This window comes from Achromobacter animicus, from assembly GCF_040775605.1.
Lineage (GTDB): Bacteria > Pseudomonadota > Gammaproteobacteria > Burkholderiales > Burkholderiaceae_B > Achromobacter > Achromobacter animicus.
In genome coordinates this window covers 98,352-116,368 of record NZ_JAYGJK010000001.1, presented here as the reverse complement: position 1 = coordinate 116,368, position 18,017 = coordinate 98,352, and the positions used below count along the sequence as shown (strand labels likewise).

Here is an 18,017-nt window from a genome sequence, read left to right as displayed (position 1 = left end):
TTTGGCCCGCGTGAGCCAAAGTTGGCCCGGTCATCCGCGCTCAGACGAATCGCGCCGACCTTTACGCGCCGCCCTTCGGGCACTGGCGTTTAAATGATGATTGATGTCGGCCCTGCGGCAGGCGACTTCTGACACCCTTGGGAGCTGCTCTGAGTATGATGCGAATCTCGCCTGGCTGTCAGACACCTTGAGAGAAACGCCCGCCGAGACATCCGGCAGGCCGTTTTCAATTGGGTGACGAACGCGTCAGAACCTTCCCCGCAGCGTCAGCAGCACGCTGCGCGGCGCGCCGTAGTTGTTGCGGTTCTCCAGATAGCCCGGGTACTCGTAGTAGACCTTGTCGAACAGGTTGTTCACGTTTACCGCAGCAGTCCAATGCGAGGTCAGGTCGTACGCGACGCGCGCGTTCCAGACGCTGTAGGACGGACGCCGCACATTTGAGATCGTGTTGGTCAACGCGCTCTGCCAATTGACGCCTGCACCGAGGCTCAACCGATTCAGGTCCCCCGGCAGGCGGTACTCGCTCCACACGCGCAGCATGTGCCGAGGCGTTTCCTCGCTGAAGGTCTGGCCCTCACGCTCCGGGTCGCTCAGATACTTGTTGCTGTTGAACGTATAGCCTGCGGCCACTTGCAGGCCCGGCGCCAGTTCGCCACTCATCTCGGCCTCGAAGCCCTGGCTGCGAACCTTGCCCGCCGCGCGCGAGCAATAGCCGCCATTGCAGACCGGTCCGGCCTCGTAGTCCTGCACCGCGCGATTCTTCTGGTCGATCCGATAAACGGCGAACGACGTGTTCAGCCTGCCGTCCATCAACTCGCCCTTGATGCCCACCTCATAGTTGGCGCCCACGATCGGCTTGAGGACGCTGCCGTCCAGCGTGATGGCGGTTTGCGGCTCGAAGATATCCGCATAGCTGGCATAGGCCGACCACTGCGGCGTCAGCGCGTAGACCAAGCCCAGGAACGGCGTGAACTCCGCGCTGGCTTTCGCGGTGCTCACGTCGCTCCACGTTGCGGCCTGCGTCGTGTAGCGGCTTTCAAACCAACTGAATCGACCGCCGGAGACCAGCGTCAGGTCGTCCGTCAGGCTGCTGCGCAACTGCGCATAAATGCCTTTTTGCACATGCGGGTCATAGCGGGACAGCCGCTGCGAGTCCGGAAAGCTCTCGGGCTTGGGTACATGCGGATCCGGATGGAACACATCCAGCGGCAGGTAGTTGGACGCGTACTCGATCCGATCGCTGGATTTCAGGCGCGACATGCTCACACCCACCGTCAGGTCCTGCGCCATGCCCCACGTCGTGAAGCGGCCGTTCACATTGGCATCAAACCCAAAGTGCTCAGCGGACTTGTCGTAGTTCCAGGCATTGCGCATCGGCCCCATCAACGTCACCGGGTCCACCGCGCCCGTGGCGTCCAGTGCCGACGTCAGGCTGCTTTCCTTCACGTAGGTGCCCGCGATGTTCAGGCGCCAGTTGTTGTTGAAGCGATGCGTCAGGTCGGCGAAGACCTGGGTCTCGTCACGGTCCCATTGGTTCCAGTCCGCGCCCAGAAACGTTGAACGCTTCAGGTCCAGCGAACGACCGTCGCTGTACCGCGGCAGGCCGCCAAAGAAGGGCGTGGCCCGCACCCGCGACACCAGCACGCCAGCGCCCACGGTCGTGCGCGGCGACACGTCGTAGTCCAGCGCAAAGTACAGGTTGGTGTTGCGTTCCTTCACCACGTCGATGAACGAACCCTTGGTGTCGTAGTCCAGCACCGCCCGCGCCCGCAGACTGCCGTCGGCGTTCAACGCGCCGCCCGCGTCCAGCATGCCGCCCACGTGATCCCACGAACCGGCACGCGCTTCCATCAACACCTGCGTCTCGGCAGTGGGCCGCTTGCGCACCAGGTTGACCGATCCGCCAGGCTGGCCCGCGCCTTCCATCAGGCCTTGCGCGCCCCGCAACACCTCGACGCGATCCAGATACGCCGTGCTGCCCGTGAAACTGTTGCCCACCGCGTAGAAGCTGCGCGACAGCGGCACGCCGTCGTACTGGATGTTCGTGATCTTGAAACCGCGCGAATAGAAGTTGCGGCCGCCGTCGGCCACTTCGCTGATCGTCACGCCCGTCGTGTTCTCCAGCACTTCGCTGATGGTCGACAGGTTCTGGTCGTCCATGCGCCGGCGCGTGATCACCGTGACCGACTGCGGAATGTCCTTGAGCGCCTCTTCCGTCTTGCCGATGGTCGCCGCCCGGGCCGCGTAGGAGTTCGTGTTCTCGGTGGTCGCATTGAAGACGCCCGTCACCAGCACCGGCGCCAGCGTGCTGGCCGCGGACTGCGGCTCGGCCTCGATGCGGATGCCGCCATCCACATTGACGGCGCGATAACCCGTGCCAGACAGCAAGGCGCGCAAACCGTCTGCCACGCCATACTGGCCGTTCAGGCCCGCGCTACGCGCACCGTTCAACTGCGCGGACGAATACGCCAGCGAAATCCCGGCCTGCCTGGCGAATTCCGCCAGCGTGTCATTCAACGGACCCGGCGCGATCGCATAGGCGCGCGACGCGGCAGAGGGCGCGTTTGCGGCGGGCGCTGTCTGAGCGCGCGCAGTCGTCGGGCTGGCGGACAACGCGGCCAGACCGAGCGCCGCCGCCAGCGGCAGGAGAACGGCAAGGGAAGGGGTGGGGCAGGCGCGCATGCAAGCCCGGGCGCCCGGCGCCGTGGCGTCCGGGTGTCGGTAGGTCTTCACGAAAGGGTTACTCCAATGAGGGTCGGTCCATCTTGGGCAGTGCGCACTGCTTCAAGCGGTATGACGAACGAATTCGCCGATCCCCTCAAATAATTTTTACCGGGCGTTGTCCATCACGCGCGCGCCCGCACCCGCGTGACGCGCCCGCCCCACCACAGGCGGCCGGATTGCGGTTCGATCGGCAGGATCTGACGCAGCAGCGCCAGCACCTTGTGCGTGTCGTCCAGCTGAAACACGCCGGATACGCTAAGCCGCGCCACGGCGGGGTCGCATTCGATCGCGCCGTGATAACGCGACAGTTCCTGCAGGAATGCGGCGAGCGGCATGTCTCGCACCGACAGCGCGCCTTCGACCCAGGCGCTGCCATCCATCACGCGGGTATCGATTGGCCCCGCACTGAATACTTTCTGACGCGTCATCCGCGCGGATTCGCCTGCCTGCAGTGTCTTTCCGGCCTCGTCGCCGCCATCGCGCGGCAGCATGGCGACCATGCCTTCGTCCACCGACACTTCACTGGCCTCGTCCCACTGACGTACCCGATAGCGCGTCCCCAACGCCCGCGCCTGACCATCGCGCGTCTCTACAAACAGCGGACGCGACAGCGGGTCGCTGCCGGAGATCAGATAGACCTCGCCGGCCAGCAACGTGATCCTGCGCGCTTGATCGCCATAATGGATGTTGACCGCCGTATCCGTGTTCAGCACCAGCGTGCCGCCGTCCGGCAACACGACCCGCCGCCGCTCGCCGCGCGACGTGGCCACATCCGCCAGCGCATGCTGAACCAGCTGCGCATCGCGCGCCTGCCACGCCATCCAACCACCGGCGGCCAGCACGCCCAGCGACATCAACGCCTTGCGCCGCGAGCGCAGCGCCTGCGCCGTTCCCGTCTGCCGAAGAATCCGCGCCGCGGCTTCCGGCGGCATGTCCATCGCGGGCCGCTGCAAACGCGCACTAAGCGCCTGCAACCGCTCCCAGACGAGCGCATGCGCGGGGCTAGCGCCCAGCCACACATCGAACGCCCGCCACGCCGACGCGTCCGCCGTGTTGTATTGCAGCTTGATGCGCCAACGGATGGCGGCGTCCAGCACCGCCGCATCGCCCGCGCCGTTTGTAGTGGCTTCCGCACCCGCGCCAGGCTTGGCCGTTGCCACGCGATCAGCACTCATAGACCAGGCGGTAGCAGTGTTGCAGCGCCTGCGCCAGATAGCGCTCCACCGTCGCCACCGACTTGCCCACCTGCCGCGCGATCTGCGGGCAGGTATGGCCCTCCATCTGCGCCAGCAGGAACACCTCGCGCACCTCGGGCTTCAACCGGCCCAGCATCTGCGCGATCTGTTCCAGCGATTCCAGGATCAGCAGGCGCGATTCTTCGGACGGCCAATGTTGTTGGGGATAGGTCTGCAACACCGCCAGATAATTGCGCTCGATTTCCTGGCGGCGCCAATGGTCCACCAGCAGTCGGTTGGCGATGGTGCGCAAGTAAGCGCGCGGTTCGCGCAGGGCGGTTTCGGTCTGGGCGGAGGAATTGGCCGAGAGCAGGCGAACAAACGTGTCCTGCGCCAGATCCGCCGCGCGATGCGCGTCGCCGAGCTTCAGGCGCAGCCAGCCATGCAGCCAGGAATGGTGGTCACGGTAAATCGTCGAGATACCGGCGTCGGGACTGGCGCTGGAGTTGGCGGACATCGGACGGGCTTTGCTAATGGGAATGGTTCCCATTATAGGGGTGAAGGCGAAACAGGTCGGATTGAATGATGCGGGCGCCTTCGGGACGGGTTCTAGGCTTTGCGGCCGTCGGTCTGGCGTGAATCGGGTATTTGAGGCCTAAGATGTCGCCCAAGGAGCGAGTATGGCCACCAAGAAAACGACACCATCGCTGAAGCATTCCGCCCGCCGCGTCGCCATGACGCTATGCGCGACCAGCCTGCTTGCCGCATGCGAACCCCAACTGCCGCCACCGCCGGTCGGGTCGAAGCTCACCGCTGAAACCATCGCTACGCGTGAAGCGCCGGCTGAGCATCAGTTCAAGGGTGTGCTCGCGGGAAAGCCTATCCATCTGCTTGCGCACAACTGCAAGGTGTATCGGGTAGACCCAGCCGAAGGCGAGAACGTGAGCTGGACGCTGGTGCTGGAAGGCGATTTCTATCCCTTGCCGACGTCATGCTTGAGTCAATCGCTGACGGAAGAGAAGGGCGGCGTGACGGCGTTCATCGGGCGGCAGGCGCTTGGGGCTGGCGGGTGTTGCACGGGAACGCCGAAGTATCGGACGAAGGATGGCGTGACGTGGAAGCCGAATTGAATTCGTGTCACCCCCTTTGCGCTTCGATCGCATGGGCCATGGAGGATGCCTCACATGGCCCATTCCTCACGTTAGCGCGATGACACCGGACGCCCCCGCGTCATCGATTCCAGCACGCCATCCCGCCGCACCCAGCCATGAAACAACGCCGCGGCCAGATGCAGCAGCACCGTCGCGAACAGCAGGAAGGCCAGATACCGATGCGCGCCCCGTAGCGAACTGAATAACGCCGCATCCGCAGGCGCAATCGGCGGCAACTGCCAACCGGCCGCTACGACCGGATAGCCGCCCGCCGACAGCATCGCCCAGCCTATCAGCGGCATCGCGAACATCAGCGCGTACAGCAGAACGTGCGAGGCCAGCGCCGCATGACGTTGCCAGGCCGGTAGATCCGCCGGCAACGCAGGCGCGCCCTTGAACACACGCCTGACCAGACGGATGCACACCAGCGCCAGCAGCGCCAAGCCCAACGGCTTATGGATCTGCACCAGCCACTGATGCCGCTCTGACACCGACGCCACCATACCCACGCCGATGAACAGCATCGCGAGTATGCCGGCCGCCATCGACCAATGCAGCACGCGTGCGAACAGGCTGAACGTGACGGGCGGCCGGCGGGTTTGATTTTGCGATGAGATCATTGGGCGCGCTCCGGTTGAGTCGAATGGGATGACGCAGCGGCGGCTTGAGGCGGCCCTTCGCCCGTGCGGCGTTCATAAGAGGCCGCGTAGGCCGCGGAACGCGCCGCCAGCAGCGGATCGTCGGAAACCGCAATGCCTTGCGGCAACACCGTCGGGTCGTAGTTCACATCGCGACAGGGACCATCGCTTTGCGAGGCGCTGCTGGTTATCACCACGGTGCCGGCGTCGACAGTCGGCCGGTCCGCCGGCCACTGGCGGGTTGCATCGTTGGTGGAATCGCCGGGCTGGCCCAACGTGAACAGCAGACGCCAGCGCAACGGCCCTTGCGTCAGGCGTTGTTGCAGGTCGCCTTGCAAATAGTCGGCATCGTGTCCCGGCTGCGCCACAGGCGCCGCCGCCGCGTCCAACGGCGCCAACTGCCAACGCACCGGCTGGCGCTTTCCGTTCCCATCGATTAGGTAGAACGCGTTCAGCCCGTAATAGTCTTCGGTGGCGTAGCTGGCCGAAGGCTTGGCGGTCTTGGCCCACGCGCGGAATGCCGCCGTTTCAGGATGCGCCGCGAAAAACGCCTGCATGCGCTGCGGATCGGGCTTGCCCGTCTTGGGATCGGGCCGTCCGACAAGTTGCTGATCGTAGAACGCTTGCGGCGTCGACAGCGGAAACACCGGCATGCTGTTCATGCCGGTTCGCCACTGTTCGCCATTGGCCGACGTGAACATCAAGGCAAAGCTGCGAATCGGGACGCTGGAGTCCGACGCATAAGGGTTTCCGCCGGGCAGCGCCAGCCGTCCCACCACGGGCGTGCTGCCCGGCGCGAACACCGAGGCAGTGGATAAGTCATGGGCGGCGCCGCTGCTTTCGAAGCGGCCGATCACACAGACGCCTTTGGCGTGGTTGCGGCGAAAGCCCTCGTGGACACCGCTGTTGGCTTCCAGCGCGTTCACCACGCGGTCTGGGGTCAGGCGCTGAGGGTCGAGCCAGCCGCCGACGTAGGCGAACGCGGCGCCGGAGGCGAGCACGATGGCGCCGATTGCGGCGAGGCGAAGAAGGGCTTGCGGGGCGGTGAGTGGCCGGGGCGTCTGGCTCCGGCCTTCCGGGGGCTGGCCGTCTTGGTGCCGCTCACCCGACGGCTGGCGATTCGGCGGCAGGCGGCCCGGCGGCTGGCTTCCCGGTGGCGTTTGACCCGGCGGCGGGCCGCTACAATCAGATCCTTGTTGCATAAGGCTCCTTGCCCATGGGGCGATGAATACCCCTGTAGGACGCCGTGCGAAAAAAGTTATTCCGCGATGGAATAAACCCGCCGGAGCGGCGTCTTACTGCATTGACCTGTAAGCTGGTTGCGCAGGCCTGTCCCAGGAACCCGCCATGATTCAACCGGTCCGCGTGCCGCCCGACGCGCCGGCATCCACCGACGACGAGATGCCAGCGGAAGAACTCTCCGACGCCGTGCTGCGCCAACTACTGCCGCGCCTGCGGCGTTTTGCGCTGCGCCTCACGCGCGATGCGGTCGCGGCCGACGACCTGGTGCAATCCACCCTGGAAAGAGCGCTCACCCGCTGGCGCGGCCGCCGTCCGCAAGGCGACGTGCGCGCGTGGCTCTTCACCATCCTGTACCGCCAGTTCCTGGACTCCCAACGCCGCTCGCGCCGCTATGCGCGGCTGCTGTCATGGTTTGCCGGCTCCGACGCCGCCGCGCCGTCGGCCGAGCGCGAGGTCATCGCGCGATCTTCCCTGGATGTCTTCGAACGCCTGCCCGAGGCGCAGCGCACGCTGCTGTGGCTCGTCAGCGTGGAAGGCATGAGCTACAAGGCCGTCGCCGATGTTTTAGACGTACCGCTAGGCACCGTCATGTCGCGCCTGTCCCGCGCGCGGAGTGCCTTGCGTGAATTGCATGAGGGGCAGACCGGCGAGGCTCGTCTGAGGATATTGAAATGAAAGAACGCTCTATCGATGATCTGACGCGTAATGCGTATGTGGACGGACAGTTGGATCCGTCGCAATTGCAGGAGCTGCAGGCGTATTTGCGGGCGCATCCGGATGAGGCGCAGGAGCTGGAGGCTTGGCGTCGGGATGCGCAACGGCTGCGGGAAGGGGCTGGCGGGGATAGTTTGCCGGGTAACCCTGCGTTGGATCCTGCTGCGGTACGTGCGGGGCTAAGAGTTCGTACACGGCGGCGGATGGCGATGGCGGCTAGTCTGGTTGTGGCGGTGGCGATTGGCGGCGTCACGGGATGGAGTGCCCGCGATACGGCCTTGGCGAATCGGGTGTTGCCGATGCAGGATGCGATGCAGGCTTATCGGTTGTTTGCGTCCGCGGATGCGCCGCAGCCGGACGTGCGGGCCGATGCTGGGGATTTGCAGGGGTGGTTGGATGCGTATTTTGCGCATGCCGAGCGGTTGCCTAATTTGAGCGATAGCGGGTTTAGGCCTGTTGCTGCGCGATTGTTGGCTACCGATCAGGGGCCGGCGGCGCTTGTTATCTATGAGAACGCGGGGCAGCGCGCTACGTTTTATATTCGGCCGCCTGGGCCGGGGGGGCAGTTTCTGGCGCAAGGGAGCCGGAGGGATGGCGAGCTGGTGGCGCGGTATTGGTCGGGGCGGGGGTACAACTATGCGTTGGTGACGGCGGGGGATGCGGGCGGTCAGACAGCGCAAATGGGTGAGTCATGACGTCTGAGTAATTTCAGGCCTTTGTGTCGTCTACATACTGGTCTAAATCGAACGGCTCGGGCCTGTCGCACATCGCGGCAGGCCCGAGCCGTTCTGCGCTTACTGGATTGATGTGGGCGCGTCATGCGTCGGGTCGGCGCGATCGACGTCTTGTGCGCATGCGCGTGCCGTTTCCAGCATGACCTCCGTCATGACGCCCATGTGCTCACACAATCCTTCCACGCCGCCCAACAACGCGGCCACGGTCCACGCGTCCAGCGGCTGCGCGCCGGTGGCGTCGGGCTCGGAGGCGCTGTTGCCGACAAGACGCGCGATGGAAGCGATGGCGCAGCGAGCGCGGTCGATGTTGTAGAGGTGGGATAAAGGCACCACGCCGAGTTCGGGATTAGTGTCTACGGACCAGGGGCTTTCAGTGAGGGGATGGGACTGCATGGATTTCCTCCGACGATATGGAAATCCCGCTGCCCCACTTCCAAATGGGGCGGGCGGGCACAGGACAAGGTTGGAAGACCGGATCGTCGGAACCGGCGTGCGACTAGCGCACCCCTGCCAAGGCCCGCCCATTGAGCGTGCGAAGGCGTGCTGACTGGGAGGTCAACACCGACGAATTTACCGGCTTCCACACCGGGCTACCGTTCGTGGCGGTAGTCGGGGGAGTATACGGCGCGGAGCGACTCTAGCCGGAAAGGGAGAGATAAATCGGCGACTGGGCAATGGGGCGGAAATCAACCTATGTGCGCGTCCCGAGCGAAAGCATGCCCTAGAATCCCAATGCTTTGCTTCGGCATTGCTTGGGTTCGCGGCCCACACCGTGAGTCCGATACTGCCGCGTTCATGGCGCCCTAACAGAGGCAGTCGTGCGATCTCACGGTCAGCCACGCCTCGGGGTCAGTAAATTTTTCGCATTTGTCCGTAATGCACACGGCCTGAAGCGGAAGGTGTTTGTGCGGACAATGCGTGCAGGTCCTAATACCGCTAGGGATCGTTCGATACGCGGACTGAGGATGATGGGCCTTGCCTCCGGCACGAATCCAGAAGCACACATCGCCAAATTCAGCGATATGTCCATATGCCATAGCATTTGAATCAGCGCCGTGATGTGGCGCGGTCGCAATCAGAGGCTTGCATGTCCGCTTGCCAGACAGAAATGAGTTTGCGTAACGCGGACCGTCTCCTAGGGGCGAATCGCCACAGAACATGACGTCGACGTGCGCGTCATCACCTGAAGAAAGGAAGGCGAGGCTTTCCCGATTGGCGCGGGAGAGTGCGATGAAGCGGCGGAATAAAATCCCCCGCAGTGCCGGCGGCTCTCGTAACTCCTTGGCATTGATAGGAGTCAGAAAGACTTCGCCGCCCGTCGCTATACGGTCTTTAGAATAGGCAAGGTAATCGAACCACCGTACACGCACGTTTTTGCCGTTCACCGACAACGCAATTTCCCTGATTCTCTCGGCAGTTTCGATTAGATCCATTGCGCGCCGCGTGATCCCACGACTTTTGCCCATCTTTCTAATTGACTGCTTCGCCTTGGAGGCGGCCTTGGTCTTCGTGTCTAGCTTCGCAGGCCGCAACTCAAGCGTGCGTCGCGCTTCACCCGGATCACCTTCGTCGGCGAAGGGCGCATTGGAGATCAACTTGGCAAGTTCGCTGTCGATTGTCTCGTTTTCCTCGGCGAACAGGGTTCCGATGTGTTCACCATCTTTGAACTCTTTCACCAGTTCTTGGTAGAAAAGTTCGGTTTCCTCGACGAGTTCCTTGACGGTTTCTTTCCATGAGCCGGGCAGCCAGAACTCTGATGCCGTTATACCTGGTCGATCGAGCAGGTCCGTCAGCCCGCCAGCATGGTCTTTATCATTATGTGTACATACGACCACGTCTAAGTGGATGTTCGGCTTGCCTAGCTGCTTCTTCAGAGCCAAGGCAAGGGAGGAGCCAGTGTAACCACCATCGACAAGAATGAGCTTTCCCATGTACTGCAAAAGATAAGATTCACCTTTAATCGGCAAAGCTGTTATTCGTTTCATTTTTATATGCATCTGTTGACTAACGACCGGATCGACATATAGCCGCTCCGACGCTGCGTCGAGCGCTGCAATATGTATCGGCAATGTAATCGAGTAGACGATGGTCCGACTGTGGGACTCTTAGCGCAACCATAGAAATGGTTGCGCTTTCTTCTGGTCTAAGTTGAAAGGCAGCCTAGGCCTGCCGATTAGCTCGATCCGTGCATCATCATGTCATAGTGGGCCAACTGCCCACTTTTCTCAAAGATCTGCTTGAAAATTTCCATGTAGGTATCAATGGAGGCTTGGTCGAAGGTGTAAAAAGTATCGTCGTGCGAGAAGTGCGAGCCGTCGTTGACCCAAGCGAATAGGGACCGGCATTTGGCTTTTTGCAGCCCATCGAACTGGTCGCAAATCTTGTCGAAGTCCATTCTCCCCAGAATCTTGAAGTAGTTCTCCAAGATACGCCGCATGGTGTTTTGCACGGTCAACGGTGACTTCTGCGGACGGCGCAACTCCTCCCAAAGCAAATCGTATGAGGTCTTTATTGGATTTGATGCGTGGCGCTCGACTGTGGTGCCGCTAGGTTCCTTCCGCACCGCCCAGTAGCTGCGCTCTCCGGCCTTGGTGTCATCGCCTCTGTCAGAGGTGTAGGTCACCTCTTTGTGGAAATAGACATTGTGCGTTAGCACGAAAATCTGCTTGATTCCGCCCGTATTCTTCCGCACTGGCTCGAAAAGCGACTTAATTAGGCTACTGACGATAAACAAGACGTCGCTGTCCATACTCGATACTGGATCGTCGAACACCACCACGCGGTCGGCAGTCATGCCGCTCTCGCTCTCGCTCCCTTTGAGTAGATGGAAGAAGTAGAGGAAGGTGACGAACGAGCGCTCGCCCTCGCTCAGCGAGTCCTTGGCGTCGCTCCCATCGGCCCTCACCAGCTTGTAGAACGGGCCGTCGTCGGCCTTAGCGATGGTGAAATTCCGAAACCCGAAAGATTTCAGCAAGCCGTTGATGCCCTCGATGGTCGGCTCGATGCTCGTCGCCGCCTTTTCCAACTCCTTGATCTCCTTCCCCTTCGCCGCCCTCAAAGCCGCAGCTTCTTGAATTTGGCTCTCCAGCTTGACTATGGCCGCGTTGAGGCCGTTGCGCTTGCTCGTATAAGCAGCCAACTCGGTTTTGAGCTCGACCTCCAAAATGTGCTTCCAGACCTGCTTAGTCAAGTCCGCTCGCTCTTTGCTTATGTTCTTTGCGATCTCGTTGTGGGCTCTAACGGCCGCGTTGGCGTTCGCGATTAGCTTGGAAGCGGTGGCCAGCAGCTCGAACATCGGCTCGATGTGGACGGGCAGGCTCGGCTCTTTGGCCTTGTTCACCAGCAAAAGTGCGTTGGTTTCTAAGCGCGCCTCGATGGCGGAGCGCTCGGCCTCAAACGCCCCCATGTCCATGAACCGAGAGCCGCCGTCCACAACCGCTTTCAACTTCACACGCAGGGTGTCGGCGTCGCGGGCGTACGCGCTTTGCAGCTCGGCGATGGCCTTAGTGTGTTTCGCGAAAGACTCGTCAAAATAGCTAGACAGGCTAGCCTCGAAACTTTCCTGCACTTTTTGTTGGCAGAACGGGCAAGTAGGCTTGCTCCGCTCGTAGAACGCCTGACCCTGTTTGACCCAATCGCTGTTGCCCAGCCGTTGGATCAACTCGGCAATGTCCACATCCTCCTTGCCGATCACCTTCTTTGCGAGTACTGGATTCGACTCATGGTTGACGATATCGGCGGAGCCTAGTTCTGGAATGGCCGTCTCGATGACGGGTGTTGCCCCAAACACCGTCTTGGCCTTGTCCTTGAGGTAGTCCAACGATTTCAACTCGGCTTGATTCGAAATCAACTCTGCCAAGACGCGCTCCTTGAACCGCTCCGAGCTGTTGCGTGCGCCGGTAAATGCGTCCCCGAAAACCGCGTCATGCCTCTGTTTTTGCTCCCAGCACTTATTTTTGATATGGCTCTCCAACTCGGCGAGTTCACCTTTCTTTCCCGACTTCTGATCTTGCCCTTGCAGCGTGTTGGTCAATTGCTCAATGTTGCGGACAATGCCATCGAACTCAGTCTTCTTCGCCGCAATTGCATCGAGGGTGGCGATATCCTGCTCACCTAAAGTAAAGATTCCCTTGAGTCGAGGGGCCGCATTGAAATTGCGATCGACGAAGTCGCGGTTGTAGACCATCGCCTCTAAGCGAGTTCCTTTCTTCCACGCAATAGCGCAATCCGGATGATCCTCCGGACTGGCGATAACTCTTGTGATAGTAGTTTTGCCAGCACCATTAGTGCCAAAAATGAAATTAAATCGAGCGAGACGGTCGAGAACCTGTGGTGCAATGCCGTAGGTAGCAGTTTTCGAAATGCTCAATGATTCGATCATGGAACGCTAATTCCTTATTTGAAGAAATAGTGCTGAACTATCGTAGCTGGCTTTCGTAATGTAATGCTATTTTCGAGAAGACAATTGGAATTCAGATATGAAGCGACAATCTCTGATAGAAAACATAGAGAATTTGAAAACTTAAATACTGGCCCTATGACAAATTCTAAGGAACGCTCTTACCCGGGACCCATGGCTGGTGACGGGCGACTTCCGACACCATGCAGCAGTTCTTTGAGTGGGAAAGCTCCTTTCGATGGACCCGATAGCGAGTGGCAGACTGATGGTTAACGAATGAGGAGAGAAAAGGTGGGCTATTGCTTACGCGGGGCGCACATCGGGCCTCAGACGATCGTTGAGATCAGCAAGGCGCGATATGAACTGCTGGTCAACGCGCGAAAAACCCTTGTGGATGCCGGCGCCTTCGAGGAACGTTATGAGCTGTTGCTCGGCAACTTCACAGCATTTGAAATGTTCTGCGCGGAAGTTTCGACGCGAGGAACATTGGAGCGCGAATTTCGCTATGAGAAGTGGGCGGAAGTCATCTCAGCGGCCAACCGCCATACCATCAATTTTCTGACCACCGCGCGCCTATTTGCCGATCATGTGGTCCGCGATTTCAAGCACCTTGAGTTGCCGGAACCCTTTGCCGGCGCGGCCAAGAAACTCCTTTCAGACGCCTATGACAAAACGCTTGGATACCAGTTCGTTTGCGAACTGCGGAACCACGTTCAACATCGTGCCGTAGCTGTTCACGGGATTAAGGGCCGCGCGGAAAGCTCCTCGTGGTCAGAAGCATCCATGATTTACTGCCAGAAGAAACTCATCTTGGAAAACCGTGGTGACTTCAAGATGCGGGTTCTGGACCGACTAGAAGACCAAATCGACGTGTTGGCCATGTTTCGCGCTTACATGGCCTCAGTCTGTCGTGTCCAATTGGCCCTGCGAAAGCTCATCCGCCAACCCTGCATTGATTCAAGAGACGCCATAGAACTTGCGATGAAAGACTACGCCGCCGTTCAGGAAGAAAACGGCTCGGAGGACAGTCGGGTGATTGGACTGACGGCTGTCAAAGAAGAAGGAGGAACTTTCAGTGACGCCATTCCGCTCATTCTTGATTGGGATGACTCACGCGTGGCACTGTCACGCAAGAACTCACGAGCAATCCGCCTTCCGGAGGGGGCCACGATCCCAATTTGACTTAGATACTGACAGCTCAAATCTGGCAGAAAGCAGACCCGAGTCGATCAGCGCTAACGAGAATTAACATCCCAGAACAGGACGGCCAATGATATCTTCGTCTGCAAACGCATCAGAATCGCCCACGATATCTTCGGGATCCCAGGCGCAAGACTGTAGTTTCGCTAGACTGTCGCCCGGGGCGGGAACATTAACCGAGGTGGTTTTACTGTTTCGCAGATGAGAGAGCGCATCAAAGCCCTCCGCGATCTCGGCATACAAATTCCGCTTCTTCATCTTCCGCTCTTCCTTTTCATGAGCCGATAGCCGTCTGAGCGCCTTCTTTCCTCTATCCGGGAAACGATTCGTCGCACCCGCCAGCCGTACCCCTAATTATGGCCAGCCACTCTCCGTCGGAGAACTCTTTAGCCGCCAATATCAGACGACGGAACGGCTGGCTCTCCAGCTCAATTCGTTCGCTTCCGATGCACGCACCGATGTAATTCGGACCTCGCTCAGCGCTCCGGGCGAACCATTTCCTTATCCTCAATCCGTTTCGCCACCCACACCGTCGCCCCCCCACACCCGGCATCCTCCACCACATTCCGCACCACCTCAAACCCATTCACCCCCAACAACTCCCGATACTCCGCCCCCTCCAAACTTCCGTGATACAGCGGCCGCCCTTCAAACTCCCCAATCGCCTCACCCAGCCCCGTCCCACTCGTAAACATCAGCACCGCCCCCGGCGCAGCCAACCGCCCGAACTCCCCAAACATTCCCCGCTGATCCTCTGGCGATAAATGAAAAAAGCTATGCCAAGCGATCAACCCATCAAACGGCCCCGCGACCGCCATCTGCCGCATATCCGCAGCAATCCACTGATGCTCAGGAAACGCCGCCTTCGCCCGATTCAATAACGGCACCGACGTATCCACACCCGTAATCAGGCAGCCACGCTCAATCAGATACTGAGCAATCGGCACCCCAAACCCACACCCAATATCCAGCACCCGCGGACTCGCCCCCGGCAGCAGCGCTAGGAACGCATCCAGCCACGCGCGCTCGATCAGCCCAGTCCCACGCAGCCGCACAAACGCGTCGGCATGCTCCCGATAGATCGACACCACGTCATCAGCAGGTGACTTGGACATCTTCAAACTCCCGTGACGGCCACCGGAATACCCAGACCCTCGGCAAGCGAATCAACCGCAAACGCCCGAATCCCCATGGAAGCACTCCCAAGCCTCCGCCTCAATATCCTCAATCACCACCCCATCCTCACCCGCGATGGTGAACTGCTCCTGGCTATCCCCAATACTCGCCGCCCCATCCAACCCCAGCAGCAGCGAATACATCGTGTCCCGCAACGCCAGATCCAAAACGCCACGCACACCCTCAAGCTGCGCCGCCGACAACCCCAGTCCCCGCACCTTGGCCGCGACGGCGCTTCCGCCATCCGCCGCCATGAACGTCTCCAACAGCTCGCCTCGCAGCGCATTCCAGTTGCCGACAAATTCCTTCGCGTCCATTCGATTTCCTTAACGTGTCCCAACCCGCGGCCGTATAGCCAATCCCAACCGCAATCCAATCAACCCCAAAAAAAAACAAGGGCCGCATAATCGCGGCCCCTGCATTCACACCCTTCTAACCCTCATCAAGCCTTACGCACCTGCGCAATCAGCGCATCCAGTTGCTTCAGCATCGAATCCACTTCCTCAGCCGTCACGTTCAGCGCGGGCATGAAGCGCAGCAAATTCGGACGCGGCGCGTTCAGCAGCAGACCTTCCGGCGCCTGATTACGCGCAGCTTCGACAATCGCCGGACCATCATCGCGATCCATGACCAGCGCGCGCAGCAGACCCATGCCGCGTTCGCCCTTCATGCCGTACTTGGCCGAGATGGCCAGCAGGCCTTCGGACAGTTGCTTGGCACGCGCATTGACCGCGTCCATGAAGCCCGGTGCGACCAGCGCATCGAAGACGGCGACGCCGACGGCGGTGGTCAGGGGGTTGCCGTTGTAGGTGCCGCCTTGGTCGCCATGCTGGAACACGCTGACTTCCTGACGGGCCAGCAGGGCGGCCAGCGGCACGCCGCCGCCGATGCCCTTGGCCAGCGTCATGATGTCGGGGACGACGTCAAAGTGCTGGTAGGCGAACATCTTGCCGGTGCGGCCCATGCCGGTCTGCACTTCGTCGACGATCAGCAGCAGTTGGTTTTCATCGGCCAGCTTGCGCAGGCCTTGCATGAATTCCTTGGTGGCGGGCAGCACGCCGCCTTCGCCCTGGACGGGTTCCAGCATGATGGCGACGGTCTTGTCGTCGATCAGCTTGCGCACGGATTCCAGGTCGTTCAGTTCGGCCTTGGGGAAACCTTCGACCTGCGGGGCGAACATCTTGTCCCAGCCCGGCTTGCCCGACGCGGACATCGTTGCCAGCGTGCGGCCGTGGAAGCCGTGGTTCATGGTGATGATCTTGAAGGCGCCGTTCTTCTTGACCTGGCCCCACTTGCGCGCGAGCTTGATGGCGCCTTCGTTGGCTTCGCCGCCGCTGTTGGCGAAGAAGACGCGGTCAAAGTCGGACGCGCCGGTCAGGCGCTGGGCCAGCTCGATCGAGGGGATGTTGTAGAACGCCGGCGACGGGTTCATCAGCTTTTGCGACTGTTCGACCAGCGCGCGCTGCATTTCGGGCGCGGAGTGGCCCAGGGTGTTCACCGCCCAGCCCTGCACGAAGTCCAGGTATCGCTTGCCCGCGTGATCCTCCAGCCAGGATCCCTTGCCGCTGACGAACACGAGGTCCGGGCGGGAGGTGATCTCCATGAGGGTGTCGACGTTGAACTGGCTGAATTCCATGGCGGTTCCTGCGGGATGTAAGGACAGGGGATGAGGGAAATTTCGGGGGATTCCCCGGGGGGAAGCGCGAAAAGGCAAATGTAGCACCGACGGGGGGATGCTATCGTGACGCTACCCCTCCGATCTGCCCCGGGCCGGCCTCACAAGGGCTGCCAGCGCGGGCGCTCTATTTTATGCAGGCGATGCGCCCCTCGCGCGCAGTCCGCCGTCGCTTTTTACTGACCAATCATGAAACGTATTCTTTCCAGTCTTGCCGCCGGTCTGGCCTTGGCCGCCGCCATGACGCCCGCCCACGCGGAATTTCCCGACCGTCCCATCCGCCTGATCGTGCCGTTCCCGCCGGGGCAGGCGACCGACATCTTTGCGCGCGCGCTGGCCGAGAAGCTGGGCGCGGCAGTCAAGCAGCCGATCGTGGTGGAGAACCGCGCGGGCGCGGGCAGCAATATCGGGATGGAGCAGGCCACGCGCGCGGCGCCGGACGGTTACACGCTGGTGATCGCGGGTAGCGCGGCAGCGGTGAACCAGACGCTGTACAAGACCATCAATTACAGCCTGACGAAGGATTTTGCGCCGGTGTCGGGGGTGTTCTCGGTGCCGCTGATGTTCCTGGCGACGCCGGCGTCGGGGATTACGTCGCTGCAGCAGTTGGTGACGCAGGCGCGTGCGAATCCGGGTGAGCTGGCGTATGCCAGCGCGGGGATTGGCGGCACGCAGCATTTGTCGGCCGAGATGTTCAAGGCGGCGGCGGATATTGATATTCGCCATATTCCGTACAAGGGCAGTGGTCCGGCGCAGGCGGACTTTCTGGGGCATCAGGTGCCGCTGATGGTGGACTCGGTGACGGCGGGTTTGCCGCACGTGCAGAGCAAGAAGGCGGTGGCGCTGGCGGTGACGACGGCGAAGCGGTTGCCGCAGTTGCCGAATGTGCCGACGGTGGCGGAATCGGGGTATCCGGGGTTTGAGGCGATCGGCTGGGCGGCGGTGTTGGCGCCTAAGGGGACGCCTGCGGAGATTACCGGGGCGCTTAGCAAGCAGATCGGGCAGGTGTTGAATACGCCGGAGATGCAGAAGTTCTTCCGGGATCGTGGCGCGGAGCCGATGCCGTTGACGCCGGAGGCGACTGGGACGTTTATGGCGGCCGAGGTTGAGAAGTGGGGCAAGGCGGTGAAGCAGTCGGGCGCGCAGGTGGATTGAGCGCGTTCCTGGATTGACGACGCTACAAGCCGTC

17 protein-coding genes are annotated in these 18,017 nt (G+C 61.2%); 5 read left to right on the top strand and 12 right to left on the bottom strand.

The window, feature by feature from the left end; all coding sequences use genetic code 11:
* Positions 1-246: 246 nt before the first annotated feature.
* From AB3147_RS00515 to AB3147_RS00505, 3 genes are all read right to left on the bottom strand, one after another.
* A complete protein-coding gene (locus tag AB3147_RS00515; protein WP_367351211.1) occupies positions 247-2,733 on the bottom strand; it encodes a TonB-dependent siderophore receptor in 2,487 nt (828 codons plus the stop codon).
* Positions 2,734-2,846: 113 nt separating this feature from the next.
* Positions 2,847-3,899 carry a FecR domain-containing protein gene (locus tag AB3147_RS00510; RefSeq protein WP_367351210.1) on the bottom strand — a complete coding sequence of 351 codons (1,053 nt, stop codon included), beginning with the start codon at positions 3,897-3,899 and terminating at the stop codon, positions 2,847-2,849.
* Positions 3,889-4,416 carry a sigma-70 family RNA polymerase sigma factor gene (locus AB3147_RS00505; RefSeq protein WP_367351209.1) on the bottom strand — a complete coding sequence of 176 codons (528 nt, stop codon included), beginning with the start codon at positions 4,414-4,416 and terminating at the stop codon, positions 3,889-3,891. Before AB3147_RS00505 ends, AB3147_RS00510 begins: the two co-directional genes overlap by 11 nt.
* 163 nt (positions 4,417-4,579) lie before the next feature.
* Between AB3147_RS00505 and AB3147_RS00500 the strand changes: the two genes are divergently transcribed.
* Positions 4,580-5,029, top strand: a complete 450-nt coding sequence (locus AB3147_RS00500; RefSeq protein ID WP_367351208.1) for a hypothetical protein — start codon at positions 4,580-4,582, stop codon at positions 5,027-5,029.
* Positions 5,030-5,100: 71 nt separating this feature from the next.
* Here the strand turns inward: AB3147_RS00500 and AB3147_RS00495 are convergent, their stop codons facing one another.
* Positions 5,101-5,670: a cytochrome b gene (locus AB3147_RS00495; protein WP_367351207.1), complete on the bottom strand. Its 570-nt coding sequence runs from the start codon at positions 5,668-5,670 to the stop codon at positions 5,101-5,103.
* Positions 5,667-6,701, bottom strand: coding sequence for a catalase family peroxidase (locus AB3147_RS00490; RefSeq protein ID WP_367353503.1), 1,035 nt, complete (start codon positions 6,699-6,701; stop codon positions 5,667-5,669). Before AB3147_RS00490 ends, AB3147_RS00495 begins: the two co-directional genes overlap by 4 nt.
* Before the next feature lie 388 nt (positions 6,702-7,089).
* On the opposite strand from AB3147_RS00490, the gene AB3147_RS00485 reads away from it, so the two are divergent.
* Positions 7,090-7,605 (top strand): sigma-70 family RNA polymerase sigma factor, encoded by a 516-nt coding sequence (locus AB3147_RS00485; RefSeq protein ID WP_367353502.1) that lies wholly within the window; start codon positions 7,090-7,092, stop codon positions 7,603-7,605.
* Positions 7,602-8,339: an anti-sigma factor family protein gene (locus AB3147_RS00480; RefSeq protein ID WP_367351206.1), complete on the top strand. Its 738-nt coding sequence runs from the start codon at positions 7,602-7,604 to the stop codon at positions 8,337-8,339. Before AB3147_RS00485 ends, AB3147_RS00480 begins: the two co-directional genes overlap by 4 nt.
* A 99-nt stretch (positions 8,340-8,438) precedes the next feature.
* Here AB3147_RS00480 and AB3147_RS00475 read toward each other — a convergent pair whose 3' ends face one another.
* From AB3147_RS00475 to AB3147_RS00465, 3 genes are all read right to left on the bottom strand, one after another.
* The gene (locus AB3147_RS00475) at positions 8,439-8,771 is read right to left on the bottom strand and encodes a hypothetical protein (RefSeq protein WP_367351205.1); all 333 of its coding nucleotides are present in this window, start codon (positions 8,769-8,771) and stop codon (positions 8,439-8,441) included.
* Positions 8,772-9,181: 410 nt separating this feature from the next.
* A complete protein-coding gene (locus tag AB3147_RS00470) occupies positions 9,182-10,363 on the bottom strand; it encodes an MBL fold metallo-hydrolase (protein WP_367351204.1) in 1,182 nt (393 codons plus the stop codon).
* Positions 10,364-10,551: 188 nt separating this feature from the next.
* Positions 10,552-12,759, bottom strand: a complete 2,208-nt coding sequence (locus AB3147_RS00465) for an AAA family ATPase (RefSeq protein WP_367351203.1) — start codon at positions 12,757-12,759, stop codon at positions 10,552-10,554.
* A gap of 294 nt (positions 12,760-13,053) precedes the next feature.
* Between AB3147_RS00465 and AB3147_RS00460 the strand changes: the two genes are divergently transcribed.
* Positions 13,054-13,959: a hypothetical protein gene (locus AB3147_RS00460; protein ID WP_367351202.1), complete on the top strand. Its 906-nt coding sequence runs from the start codon at positions 13,054-13,056 to the stop codon at positions 13,957-13,959.
* Positions 13,960-14,022: 63 nt separating this feature from the next.
* Here the strand turns inward: AB3147_RS00460 and AB3147_RS00455 are convergent, their stop codons facing one another.
* The 4 genes from AB3147_RS00455 to AB3147_RS00440 form a co-directional block, all read right to left on the bottom strand.
* The gene (locus tag AB3147_RS00455; protein ID WP_367351201.1) at positions 14,023-14,235 is read right to left on the bottom strand and encodes a hypothetical protein; all 213 of its coding nucleotides are present in this window, start codon (positions 14,233-14,235) and stop codon (positions 14,023-14,025) included.
* Between the two features lie 218 nt (positions 14,236-14,453).
* The gene (locus tag AB3147_RS00450; RefSeq protein ID WP_367351200.1) at positions 14,454-15,092 is read right to left on the bottom strand and encodes a class I SAM-dependent DNA methyltransferase; all 639 of its coding nucleotides are present in this window, start codon (positions 15,090-15,092) and stop codon (positions 14,454-14,456) included.
* Between the two features lie 51 nt (positions 15,093-15,143).
* Positions 15,144-15,470: a hypothetical protein gene (locus AB3147_RS00445; RefSeq protein ID WP_367351199.1), complete on the bottom strand. Its 327-nt coding sequence runs from the start codon at positions 15,468-15,470 to the stop codon at positions 15,144-15,146.
* A 125-nt stretch (positions 15,471-15,595) separates the two neighbouring features.
* On the bottom strand, positions 15,596-16,789 hold the full coding sequence (locus AB3147_RS00440; protein ID WP_367351198.1) for an acetylornithine transaminase: 1,194 nt from the start codon (positions 16,787-16,789) through the stop codon (positions 15,596-15,598).
* Between the two features lie 228 nt (positions 16,790-17,017).
* Here AB3147_RS00440 and AB3147_RS00435 point away from each other — a divergent pair, with 228 nt between their 5' ends.
* Complete coding sequence (locus AB3147_RS00435) at positions 17,018-17,983, top strand: Bug family tripartite tricarboxylate transporter substrate binding protein (protein ID WP_367351197.1); 966 nt, start codon at positions 17,018-17,020, stop codon at positions 17,981-17,983.
* Positions 17,984-18,017: the final 34 nt, after the last annotated feature.

What these genes read in the sequence shown, in the direction of transcription:
- AB3147_RS00510 (WP_367351210.1), bottom strand. Translation starts at nt 3,899, where the DNA reads ATGAGTGCTGATCGCGTGGCAACGGCCAAGCCTGGCGCGGGTGCGGAA.
- AB3147_RS00505 (WP_367351209.1), bottom strand. Translation starts at nt 4,416, where the DNA reads ATGTCCGCCAACTCCAGCGCCAGTCCCGACGCCGGTATCTCGACGATT.
- AB3147_RS00500 (WP_367351208.1), top strand. Translation starts at nt 4,580, where the DNA reads ATGGCCACCAAGAAAACGACACCATCGCTGAAGCATTCCGCCCGCCGC.
- AB3147_RS00495 (WP_367351207.1), bottom strand. Translation starts at nt 5,670, where the DNA reads ATGATCTCATCGCAAAATCAAACCCGCCGGCCGCCCGTCACGTTCAGC.
- AB3147_RS00485 (WP_367353502.1), top strand. Translation starts at nt 7,090, where the DNA reads ATGCCAGCGGAAGAACTCTCCGACGCCGTGCTGCGCCAACTACTGCCG.
- AB3147_RS00480 (WP_367351206.1), top strand. Translation starts at nt 7,602, where the DNA reads ATGAAAGAACGCTCTATCGATGATCTGACGCGTAATGCGTATGTGGAC.
- AB3147_RS00475 (WP_367351205.1), bottom strand. Translation starts at nt 8,771, where the DNA reads ATGCAGTCCCATCCCCTCACTGAAAGCCCCTGGTCCGTAGACACTAAT.
- AB3147_RS00470 (WP_367351204.1), bottom strand. Translation starts at nt 10,363, where the DNA reads ATGAAACGAATAACAGCTTTGCCGATTAAAGGTGAATCTTATCTTTTG.
- AB3147_RS00465 (WP_367351203.1), bottom strand. Translation starts at nt 12,759, where the DNA reads ATGATCGAATCATTGAGCATTTCGAAAACTGCTACCTACGGCATTGCA.
- AB3147_RS00460 (WP_367351202.1), top strand. Translation starts at nt 13,054, where the DNA reads ATGAGGAGAGAAAAGGTGGGCTATTGCTTACGCGGGGCGCACATCGGG.
- AB3147_RS00455 (WP_367351201.1), bottom strand. Translation starts at nt 14,235, where the DNA reads ATGAAGAAGCGGAATTTGTATGCCGAGATCGCGGAGGGCTTTGATGCG.
- AB3147_RS00450 (WP_367351200.1), bottom strand. Translation starts at nt 15,092, where the DNA reads ATGTCCAAGTCACCTGCTGATGACGTGGTGTCGATCTATCGGGAGCAT.
- AB3147_RS00445 (WP_367351199.1), bottom strand. Translation starts at nt 15,470, where the DNA reads ATGGACGCGAAGGAATTTGTCGGCAACTGGAATGCGCTGCGAGGCGAG.
- AB3147_RS00440 (WP_367351198.1), bottom strand. Translation starts at nt 16,789, where the DNA reads ATGGAATTCAGCCAGTTCAACGTCGACACCCTCATGGAGATCACCTCC.
- AB3147_RS00435 (WP_367351197.1), top strand. Translation starts at nt 17,018, where the DNA reads ATGAAACGTATTCTTTCCAGTCTTGCCGCCGGTCTGGCCTTGGCCGCC.